The sequence below is a fragment of the Micromonospora sp. NPDC047644 genome (assembly GCF_040704315.1).
GTDB lineage: Bacteria > Actinomycetota > Actinomycetes > Mycobacteriales > Micromonosporaceae > Micromonospora.
In genome coordinates this window covers 1-10,085 of the sequence record NZ_JBEYSY010000036.1, presented here as the reverse complement: position 1 = coordinate 10,085, position 10,085 = coordinate 1, and the positions used below count along the sequence as shown (strand labels likewise).

The 10,085-nt window shown below is 71.7% G+C and carries 6 protein-coding genes; 2 read left to right on the top strand and 4 right to left on the bottom strand.

Features of this window, described 5'->3' with window-relative positions; all coding sequences use genetic code 11:
- Positions 1 to 1,260: 1,260 nt before the first annotated feature.
- The 4 genes from uvrC to rsgA all read right to left on the bottom strand — a co-directional run bounded on the left by uvrC (position 1,261) and on the right by rsgA (position 8,340).
- Positions 1,261 to 3,249 carry an excinuclease ABC subunit UvrC gene (gene uvrC, locus AB0877_RS31525; protein ID WP_366613478.1) on the bottom strand — a complete coding sequence of 663 codons (1,989 nt, stop codon included), beginning with the start codon at positions 3,247 to 3,249 and terminating at the stop codon, positions 1,261 to 1,263.
- A gap of 217 nt (positions 3,250 to 3,466) precedes the next feature.
- Positions 3,467 to 3,958 (bottom strand): Rieske (2Fe-2S) protein, encoded by a 492-nt coding sequence (locus tag AB0877_RS31520; protein ID WP_366613476.1) that lies wholly within the window; start codon positions 3,956 to 3,958, stop codon positions 3,467 to 3,469.
- Between the two features lie 161 nt (positions 3,959 to 4,119).
- Positions 4,120 to 7,065, bottom strand: coding sequence for an excinuclease ABC subunit UvrA (gene uvrA, locus AB0877_RS31515; protein WP_366613474.1), 2,946 nt, complete (start codon positions 7,063 to 7,065; stop codon positions 4,120 to 4,122).
- Positions 7,066 to 7,269: 204 nt separating this feature from the next.
- Entirely contained in the window at positions 7,270 to 8,340 is a 1,071-nt protein-coding gene (gene rsgA, locus AB0877_RS31510) for a ribosome small subunit-dependent GTPase A (RefSeq protein WP_366613472.1), read from the bottom strand.
- A gap of 178 nt (positions 8,341 to 8,518) precedes the next feature.
- On the opposite strand from rsgA, the gene AB0877_RS31505 reads away from it, so the two are divergent.
- Together AB0877_RS31505 and AB0877_RS31500 are read left to right on the top strand one after the other, a co-directional pair.
- Positions 8,519 to 9,235, top strand: a complete 717-nt coding sequence (locus AB0877_RS31505) for a maleylpyruvate isomerase family mycothiol-dependent enzyme (RefSeq protein WP_366613470.1) — start codon at positions 8,519 to 8,521, stop codon at positions 9,233 to 9,235.
- A gap of 7 nt (positions 9,236 to 9,242) precedes the next feature.
- Entirely contained in the window at positions 9,243 to 9,896 is a 654-nt protein-coding gene (locus AB0877_RS31500) for an MBL fold metallo-hydrolase (protein ID WP_238685528.1), read from the top strand.
- Positions 9,897 to 10,085: the final 189 nt, after the last annotated feature.

The window sequence follows — 10,085 nt, the reverse complement described above, 5'->3', positions numbered from 1 at the left end:
AGGGGGTCGGCGTCGGGACGGGATGTAACCAATCGCGGTGGCCGGTCATTCCGCCCGGCCCGCGAGGGGATCAACCTGCCTGTGGTGCTCGGCCGATCCGGGGATATAACCGGGGCGGCCTGGCGGGTGTTCCCGGCGGCCCGGCCGTTGTGGTGCTCGGCCGTGCGCGGGTGTAACCGAGGTGGCCTGGCCGGTGTTCCCGGCCGGTTGCCCGGCCGTTGTGGTACTCGGCCATCGTGGCGGTGTAACCGCGGCGGCCTGGCGGGTGTCCCCGAGCGGGCCGCTGCCCGCGCCTGCGACTCGACGGTCGCGGTGATCTGCCAGGTATAACGACCCCGGCCGGCCGCCGATTCCACCGCCGGGGTGGCCCCGACCACCCGACATTCACACCGAATCCGACAAAACGCCCGACCAGTCGCCCTGCGGAACCCCGACGCAACGGTCAGCGCGACATGATCCACTCGGGTTTCCTGATAACGCGCTGTGCCGATGCCGGAGACCCCCCGACATGATGGAAGCCGAGTGGATCATGCCGGTGTGCACCGTTCGTCGGTCCCTGCCGAGGGAGCGGGGTGAGCCGGACAGGCGGGCGCGGCCAGATAGGCGGTGCCGGACAGGCGGGCGTGTACCGGGTGGCCCGCCCGCCATGCGTGCGCGCGTGGGCGTGACCGGGCAGGCGGGCGTGACCGAGCGGACCTGCGGGGCCAGACGGGAATGCGGGTCGGACAGGCGTGCGGGGCCGGGTAAGCCCCGTGACCGGGCAGACGGACGTGACCGGCCAGCCCGCGGGGCCGGGCGGGCGTGACCGAGCAGCCCGCGGGGCCGGGCGGGCGTGACCGGGCGAGCCTGCGGGGCCGGGCGGGCGTGACCGAGCAGCCCGCGGGGCCGGGCGGGCGTGACCGGGCGAGCCTGCGGGGCCGAGCGGGCTGCGGGGCCGAGCAGGCGGGGCTCGCCTGATACGGCGGGTCGGACGGGCCAGCCCGGCGTGGGGCAGCCCGCCGCGCGGAACCGCCCCCATGATCGTGCTCAAGCCAGGAAAGAGGCCCCTCCCAGCGCAACGAGGCCACTACATCCAGGAACGAGCACGATCATGAGGGGCGACCGCCCACCAGCGGGTCGAGCGAGGGCAGCCAGCGGGCCGCAGGCGGCCGCCTCCGGGCCAGCAGGAAGCGAGCGACGGTGCTCCGGCAGGGAGCGAGCCGACGGTGCTCCGGCAGGGAGCGAGCCGACGGTGCTCCGGCAGGAAGCGAGCGACGGCGCTCAGGTGCTGGGCTTCGCTCCCGCGCCGTCGCCGGCCTTCGTGTCCTTGTCCAGGGCGGCCAGGATTGCCTCGGCGGTGCGCCGCCCCACCCCGGGCACCTCGGTGATCTCGTCGACCGTTGCTGCCGAGAGTCGCTTGAGTGAGCCGAAGTGCCGCAGCAGCGCCTTGCGACGCACCTCGCCCAGGCCGGGTACGTGGTCCAGCGCTGACTCGGTCATCCGCTTGGACCGGCGCTGCCGGTGGAAGGTGATGGCGAACCGGTGGGCCTCGTCACGCACCCGTTGCAGCAGGTAGAGCCCTTCCGAGGTGCGCGGGAGGATGACCGGGAACTCGTCGTCCGGGAGCCACACCTCTTCCAGCCGCTTGGCCAGCCCGCACAGGGCCACGTCGTCGATGCCGAGGTCGGCGAGGGCCTGCGCGGCGGCTGCGACCTGCGGGGCGCCGCCGTCGACGACCACCAACTGTGGTGGGTACGCGAACTTTCGGGGCCGGCCGGTGGTCGGATCGATCAGGACGCCGACCTGGGGCTCGACCGCGTCCGTGGGGGCGGCCGAGTCGTCTGCCGACTCCACGCCCACCTCACCCGTCTCGGCCCTGGCGTCCAGGTAGCGGGCGAAGCGGCGACGGAGCACCTCGGACATCGCGGAGAGGTCGTCGGTGGCGCCCCGGACGATGAACCGCCGGTACTCGCTCTTGCGGGGCAACCCGTCCTCGAAGACCACCATGCTGGCGACCACGTCGGTGCCCTGGATCTGGGAGATGTCGAAGCACTCGATGCGCAGCGGCGACGTGCTCATGCCCAGCGCCTCGCTGATCTCGTCCAGTGCCTTGCCCCGGGTGGTCAGGTCACCGGAGCGCTTGAGCTTGTGCCGGGCCAGCGCGTCCTTGGCGTTGCGCTCCACCGTCTCCATCAGTGAGCGTTTGTCGCCACGCTGCGGCACCCGCAGCGACACCCGACTGCCCCGGTGGTTGGAGAGCCACTCGGCCAGCGCGTCGGCGTCAGCCGGCAGCTCGGGGACCAGCAGTTCCCGAGGAACGTCCGCCTCGCCGTGCTCGCCGCCGTACACCTGGGTGCAGAAGTGGTGGACCAGGTCTCCGGTGGTCAGCTCCTCGGTCTTCTCGACCACCCAACCGCGCTGGCCGCGGACCCGGCCGTCGCGCACGTGGAAGACCTGCACGGCCGCTTCGAGCGGGTCGTCGGCGAACGCGACGACGTCCGCGTCGGTGCCGTCGCCGAGCACCACGGTCTGCTTCTCCATGGCCCGGCGCAGCGCGGCCACATCGTCGCGCAGCCGGGCGGCCCGCTCGAACTCCAGCTGCTCGCTCGCCTCGGTCATCTCGCGTTCGATCTTGCGGACCATGGTGTCGGTGCGCCCGGCCATGAAGTCGCAGAACCCGTCGACGATGGCGCGGTGTTCGTCGGCGGAGACGGTGCCGACGCACGGCGCCGAGCACTTGCCGATGTAGCCCAGCAGGCAGGGACGACCGACCTGGCCGGCCCGCTTGAAAACCCCGGCGGAGCACGTGCGCGCGGGGAACACCCGCAGCAGCAGGTCGAGGGTCTCCCGGATGGCCCAGGCATGCGAGTAGGGACCGAAGTAACGCACGCCCTTGCGCTTGGCGCCGCGCATCACCTGCAGCCGGGGGTACTCCTCGTCGAGCGTGACAGCGAGATAGGGGTACGACTTGTCGTCGCGGTAGCGGACGTTGAACCGCGGGTCGTACTGCTTGATCCAGGTGAACTCCTGCTGGAGCGCCTCGACCTCGGTGCCGACGGTGATCCAGTCCACCGACTCGGCGGTGGTGACCATCTGCCGGGTGCGCTCGTGCAGGTTCCAGACGTCGCCGAAGTAGGAGTTGAGTCGGCTGCGCAGATTTCTGGCCTTGCCGACGTAGATCACCCGGCCGGTGCCGTCGCGAAAGCGGTAGACCCCCGGTAGCTCCGGGATGGTGCCGGGTGCGGGGCGGTAGGTCGAGGGGTCAGCCACGCCGACAAGCCTAGTCCGCAGCACCGACAGCCCACCGCAGGCGTGATCCACTCGGCGCCCCGGAAGTCGGGGTGTCAGCACGTGCCGAACACCCCGACTTCCCGGAACACGAGTCGATCTTGCTGCGCCACGCAACCCCCCGCGCCACGCAACCCCCCGCGCCAGCCAGGCCCAGCAAACCGGGCCCAGACAGCCGGGCCTGCGGGCCGGCGTCGGGTCAGGCCAGCGAGATCTGGTCGCCGGTGACCTTGATCTCCTTGGGCGGCAGCGGCTTGGTGGCCGGGCCGGCCTTCACCGAGCCGTCCTCGATCGAGAACTTGCTGTTGTGGCAGGTGCAGTTGATGGTGCCGCCGTCGACGTTCGTCACCGGGCAGTTCTGGTGCGTACAGATCGGGCTGAAGCCTTTGAACTGGCCGGCCGTGGGCTGGGTGATGACCACGCCCTGGGCGGCCAGGACCTTGCCGCCGCCGACCGGGATGTCGGCGGTGGTGGCCAGCGACTGGGCATCCTGCCGGTCACCGCCGCCGGCGTCGCCGGTGCTGGGCACGGCGGGGCCACCGCTGGTGGGAGCGTCACCGCCACTGCCGTTGCCGCCGTCGTCACTGCCGCAGGCAGCCAGGACGACGGCCGCGCCGACCGCCCCGACGCCGGTGAGCAGGTTACGACGTGTCTGCGTACCCGGTCCGGTCAGCGCTTGATCGTCACTCATGCCTCGCCTCTCCCTAGCCCGCTGCCGGTCGAAAGCCGGCCACACTTCTCCACACGGGCAACTGTGCCGGATGGTTCACCACGGCATCCGCTCGACCCAACAAATGAGGTGGGGCGGGTCGGATGACGACCTGCCCCACCCCATCAGCGCGCGGAGAGAGGTCAGCGCGCGGCAGCCGGCACCTTACGGCTGGCCCGCGCCTTGGTCACGCCGTTGGCCTTGGCGGCCCGGGTGGTGGCGGCTGCCGCACCCTTGGCCTTGCCGTCGAGCTTGAGCACCTGGCGCAGGAACTCGCCCGTGTGGCTCTCGGCCACCTCGGCGACCTCCTCGGGGGTGCCGGTGGCGAGCACGGTGCCGCCACGGTGGCCACCCTCGGGACCCATGTCGATGAGCCAGTCCGCAGTCTTGATCACGTCGAGGTTGTGCTCGATCGTGATCACCGTGTTGCCCTTGTCGACCAGCCCTTCCAGCACCATCAGGAGCTTGCGGATGTCCTCGAAGTGCAGACCGGTGGTCGGCTCGTCGAGCACGTAGACCGTCCGCCCAGTGGAGCGCTTCTGCAGCTCGGAGGCGAGCTTGACCCGCTGCGCCTCACCGCCGGAGAGGGTCGGCGCCGGCTGACCGAGGCGGACGTAGCCCAGGCCGACGTCGACCAGGGTCTTCAGGTGCCGGTGGATGGCCGGGATGGCGGAGAAGAACTCGGCGGCCTCCTCGATCGGCATCTCCAGCACGTCCGAGACGGTCTTGCCCTTGTAGTGCACCTCCAGGGTCTCCCGGTTGTACCGGGCGCCCTTGCAGACCTCGCAGGGGACGTACACGTCGGGAAGGAAGTTCATCTCGATCTTGATCGTGCCGTCACCCGAGCACGCCTCGCAGCGCCCGCCCTTGACGTTGAAGGAGAACCGACCCGGGCCGTACCCGCGCACCTTCGCCTCGGTGGTCTCGGCGAAGAGCTTGCGGACGTGGTCCCAGACGCCGGTGTAGGTGGCCGGGTTGGAGCGCGGCGTGCGGCCGATCGGCGACTGGTCCACGCCGACGACCTTGTCCACGTGCTCCAGCCCGGAGACACGGGTGTGCCGGCCGGGCACCAGCCGGGCGCCGTTGATCTGGTTGGCCAGCACCGCGTACAGGATGTCGTTGACCAGCGTCGACTTGCCCGAGCCGCTGACCCCGGTGACCGCGATCAGCTGGCCCAGCGGGAACGAGACGGTCAGGTTGCGCAGGTTGTGCTCCCGCGCCCCGTGCACCACCAGCTCGCGGCCCGGCTCCTGCGGGCGGCGGCCCGTCGGCGTCGGGATCGACCGCCGACCGGACAGGTACGCCCCGGTGATCGACTCCTTGTTCTTCAGCAGCGCCGGCACCGAGCCGCTGTGCACGATCTTGCCGCCGTGCTCACCCGCGCCGGGCCCGATGTCGACGATCCAGTCGGCGGTGCGGATGGTGTCCTCGTCGTGCTCCACCACGATCAGCGTGTTGCCGAGCCCACGCAGCCGGATCAGGGTCTCGATCAGCCGGTGGTTGTCGCGCTGGTGCAGCCCGATCGACGGCTCGTCGAGCACGTAGAGCACGCCCACCAGGCCCGACCCGATCTGGGTGGCCAGCCGGATGCGCTGGGCCTCGCCGCCGGAGAGCGTGCCGGCCGCCCGGTCCAGGGAGAGGTAGTCCAGGCCGACGTCGAGCAGGAACCGCAGCCGGGCGTTGATCTCCTTGAGGACCCGCTCGGCGATCAGCTTCTGCCGGTCGGTCAGCTCGATGCCGGCCAGCAGGTCGGCGCACTCCCCCACGGACAGGTTGCAGACCTCGGCGATGCTCTTGCCGGCCAACGTGACCGCCAGCACCTCGGGCTTGAGCCGGGCACCGCCGCACGCCGCGCACGGCACGTCGCGCATGTAGCCCTCGTACTTGTCGCGGGACCACTCGGACTCGGTGTCGGAGTGCCGGCGCTCGATCCACTGCACCACGCCCTCGAAGCCGGTGTAGTAGGAGCGCTCGCGGCCGTACTTGTTGCGGTAGCGCACGTGGACCTGGTCGTCGGAGCCGTGCAGGATCGTCTTCTGCGCCCGCGCCGGCAACGCCCGCCACGGGGTGTCGATGTCGAAGTGCTGGGCCTCGCCGAGCGCCTCCAGCAGGCGCAGGAAGTATTCCAGGTTGTGCCCGGTGGACCAGGGCTGGATGGCGCCCTCACGCAGGCTGCGCTCCGGGTCGGGGACCAGCAGCTCCGGGTCGACCTCCTTCTTGGTGCCCAGGCCGGTGCACTCCGGGCAGGCGCCGTAGGGCGCGTTGAAGGAGAAGACCCGGGGCTCGAGATCCTCGATGGCGAGCGGGTGGTCGTTGGGGCAGGCCAGGTGCTCGGAGTAGCGGCGCTCGCGGTCCGGGTCGTCCTCGGGAAGGTCGACGAAGTCGAGCAGGACCAGGCCGCTGGACAGGCCGAGGGCGGCCTCGACCGAATCGGTGAGCCGCTGCTTGGCGCTCGGCTTGACGGTGAGCCGGTCGATCACCACCTCGATGGTGTGCTTCTCCTGCTTCTTGAGCTTCGGCGGCTCGGTCAGCGGGTGAACCACGCCGTCGACCCGGGCCCGGGCGTAGCCCTTGGCCTGCAGCTCGGCGAAGAGGTCGACGTATTCGCCCTTGCGGCCCCGGATCACCGGGGCGAGCACCATGAACTTGGTGCCCTCGGCCATGGCGAGGACCCGGTCGACGATCTGCTGCGGGCTCTGCTTGGAGATGCGCTCACCACAGACCGGGCAGTGCGGCTCGCCGATGCGGGCGTAGAGAAGACGCAGGTAGTCGTAGACCTCGGTGATGGTGCCGACCGTCGAGCGCGGGTTGCGCGAGGTGGATTTCTGGTCGATCGAGACGGCCGGGCTCAGGCCCTCGATGAAGTCGACGTCTGGCTTGTCCATCTGGCCGAGGAACTGCCGGGCGTACGACGAGAGCGACTCGACGTAGCGGCGCTGCCCCTCGGCGAAGATCGTGTCGAAGGCCAGGCTCGACTTGCCCGACCCGGACAGCCCGGTGAACACGATGAGCGCGTCCCGGGGCAGGTCGAGACTGACGTCACGCAGGTTGTGCTCGCGCGCGCCACGGATGATCAGTCGGTCGGCCACGGTGCGTGTACTCCCGGGAGAAGACGAAGCAAAGGATCTGTCCCACTCTGGGTGGTCTTGAGTGGTCGTGCGGGCGCGGAAAACACGCCTCGGCAACTCTAGCCCCGAGGTACGACAGTTTCCCTCGCCCGCACATTCCCCCAGCTCAGCCCGGTCGGCCGCGCCGCCCGGAACCCCGGCCGGCCCGCACCTGCGGGCACCCGGTCAGTAGCCGCCGGGGGCCGGCGGACGCGCGGCCCGACGCCGGGCCGAACGCCACCCGCCGCGACGCTCCGCCGCCACCCGGGCCTCCCGCCGTCGGCTCTCGTGGGCCACCTCACCCTGCAGCCGCCGCCAGCTCTCCCACCGACGGGTGGAGAGCTCGCCGGTGTGCAACGCCTCCCGGACCGCGCAGGCCGGCTCGCCGTCGTGACCGCAGTCGGCGTACCGGCAGCCCTCGGCCAACCCGGCGATGTCGGCGAACGCCCGGTCGAGCCCGGCCGCGCCGTCGAGCAGGCCGACCGCCCGGACCCCGGGCGTGTCGATCACCGCACCGCCACCGGGGATCGGTACGAGCGCCCGCCAGGTGGTGGTGTGCCGACCCTTGCCGTCGACGCGCCGGATCGCCTGGGTGGGCATCATCACCGCTCCGACGAGAGCGTTGACCAGGCTCGATTTGCCGGCACCGGACGGGCCGAGCAGACCGAGCGTGCGGCCGGGCGTCACCTCGGCGCGCAGCGGTGCCAGCCCGAGGCCACGCTCGGCGCTGACCGGCAGCACCGGCACCCCGGGCGCCACGGCGGCCAGCTGGCGGGCCAGCGCGGCCGGGTCGGCCGCGAGGTCCGCCTTGGTCAGGACGACAAGCGGCCGGGCGCCGGACTCGTGGGCCAGGGAGAGCAGCCGCTCGATCCGGCCCACGTCCGGCTCGGGGTGCACCGGCTCCACCACGGCGGCGGCGTCGAGATTGGCGGCCAGCACCTGCCCACTGGCGTCCTTGCCGGCGGTACGCCGGATCAGCGCGCCCCGCCGCGGCAGCACCGCCTCGACGGTGACCCGGCGGTCCGGCCAGTGGGTGAGCAGCACCCAGTCCCCGGCGCAGGGCAGCGCGGACGGGTCCCGCGCGGCGACGGTCAGCACCGCCCCACCCAGACTGGCCCGGACCGGGCCGACCGCGGTGAGCACCGTGCAGACCCCCCGGTCCACCCGGGCCACCCGACCCGGCTGGTGCTCGCCCCGGCGCGCGGCGTACGCCGTCCGCTCGGCGTCCCAGCCGAGGGCGGTCAAATCGATCGTCATGGCATCCTCATCGGTGTCGAAGCTGGTGATGGCGGAACACGCGTGCCACGTCCGGCATGATCACCACCTCCGTCCGATGTCCCGGTGCCGCGTCTGCCGCTGACGGTAGGTCGCGCGACGACGCGCCGAAAGCGATTTCCCCGGCGACGGCGCGACGGCGGACCGCTAGGGTCGACGGGTGACCACGGATCCGCTGTTGCTGATGGGCGAGGTGGACGCGGCCACCAGGCGGCTCCTGCGTACCGCCGCTTCTTTCGACGCCGCGGACCTCGCCGCCGCGTCGCTGCTGCCCGGCTGGACGCGCGGGCACGTGCTGGCGCATGTGGCGCGCAACGCCGACGGTTTCGTCAACCTGCTCACCGCGGCCCGCACCGGGGCGGCGCTGCCGATGTACGCCTCGCTGGACGCTCGCGCCGCCGACATCGAAGCCGGTTCGAGCCGGCCGCCGGCCGCGCACCTGGACGACCTGCGACGCACCGCGGACCTGTTCGCCGAGGCGGTCGCGGCGATGCCGGCCGACGCCTGGGCGGCGACGGTGCAGGCGCGTTTGGGCCCCTGGCCGGCGGCGCTGCTGGTCTGGGGTCGACTGCGGGAGATCGAGGTGCACCACCTCGATCTGGCCGCCGACTACCGGGCCGCGCACTGGTCGGAGACGTTCGCCCACCGCCTGCTGCGGGAGGCGGCCAGTCATCACGCCACGGGGCCGACACCACCGTCGATGGTGCTGCGCCTCGACGGTGGTGAGCACGAGGTGGTGATCGGGGAGCGCGTGGACGCCCCGATCGTCGCCGGCCCCGCCCCCGACCTCGCCGCCTGGCTGATCGGCCGCGCCGACGGCACCCTGCTCTCCGTCACCCCTGACGGTCCCCTGCCTACTCCACCGGAATGGATATAGAAACGTCATGACTTACAGCGGAGACGTCACGCACGGCGGCGCACCGGCGGTTCGGGAGCTGGACGGGCTGACCATCAGCAAGCTGTCGGTGGGTCCGATGGACAACAACGCCTACCTGCTGCGCTGCACGGGCACCGGTGATCAGGTGCTGATCGACGCCGCGAACGAGGCGCCCCGGCTGCTCGAACTGATCGGTGACGGTGGGCTCACCGCCGTGGTGACGACCCACCAGCACATGGATCACTGGGTGGCGTTGGAGGAGGTCGTCGCCAAGACCGGTGCCCGGGCGTTGGTGCACGCCGATGACGCGTCGGGGTTGCCGATCGAGGCGGAGCGGCTGGCCGACGGCGACACCGTGGCGGTCGGCGACTGCGCGTTGGAGGTCATCCACATCAAGGGGCACACCCCGGGTTCGATCGCGCTGCTCTACCGCGACCCGGCCGGCACCCCGCACCTCTTCACCGGCGACAGTCTCTTTCCCGGCGGGGTGGGCAACACCGACAAGGACCCGGAGCGCTTCGCGGCGCTGATCGGTGACGTCGAGCACAAGCTGTTCGACCAACTGCCGGACGACACCTGGTTCTACCCGGGCCACGGCAAGGACAGCACCCTGGGCGCCGAGCGCCCCGCCCTCCCCCAGTGGAAAGCCAGAGGCTGGTAAACCCCGCCGCCACCACCAGCCGCAGCCGCAGCCGCGCAAAGAAAACCCAACGTCAACCAAGAACCACCAAGATCACCAACTACCGACCGACGGCGGCGCACCCCCGCACCAACCGGAACCACGTCGGGGGCGGGGGCCCGCCGTGCCCGGCGCAGGGATCAAGCCTGACCGCCCGGAGCCGGGCACGGC

Bases quoted from the DNA above. Each gene is read 5' to 3' on its own strand.
- AB0877_RS31500 (WP_238685528.1), top strand. From the start codon at position 9,243: ATGACTTACAGCGGAGACGTCACGCACGGCGGCGCACCGGCGGTTCGG.
- rsgA (WP_366613472.1), bottom strand. From the start codon at position 8,340: ATGACGATCGATTTGACCGCCCTCGGCTGGGACGCCGAGCGGACGGCG.
- AB0877_RS31520 (WP_366613476.1), bottom strand. From the start codon at position 3,958: ATGAGTGACGATCAAGCGCTGACCGGACCGGGTACGCAGACACGTCGT.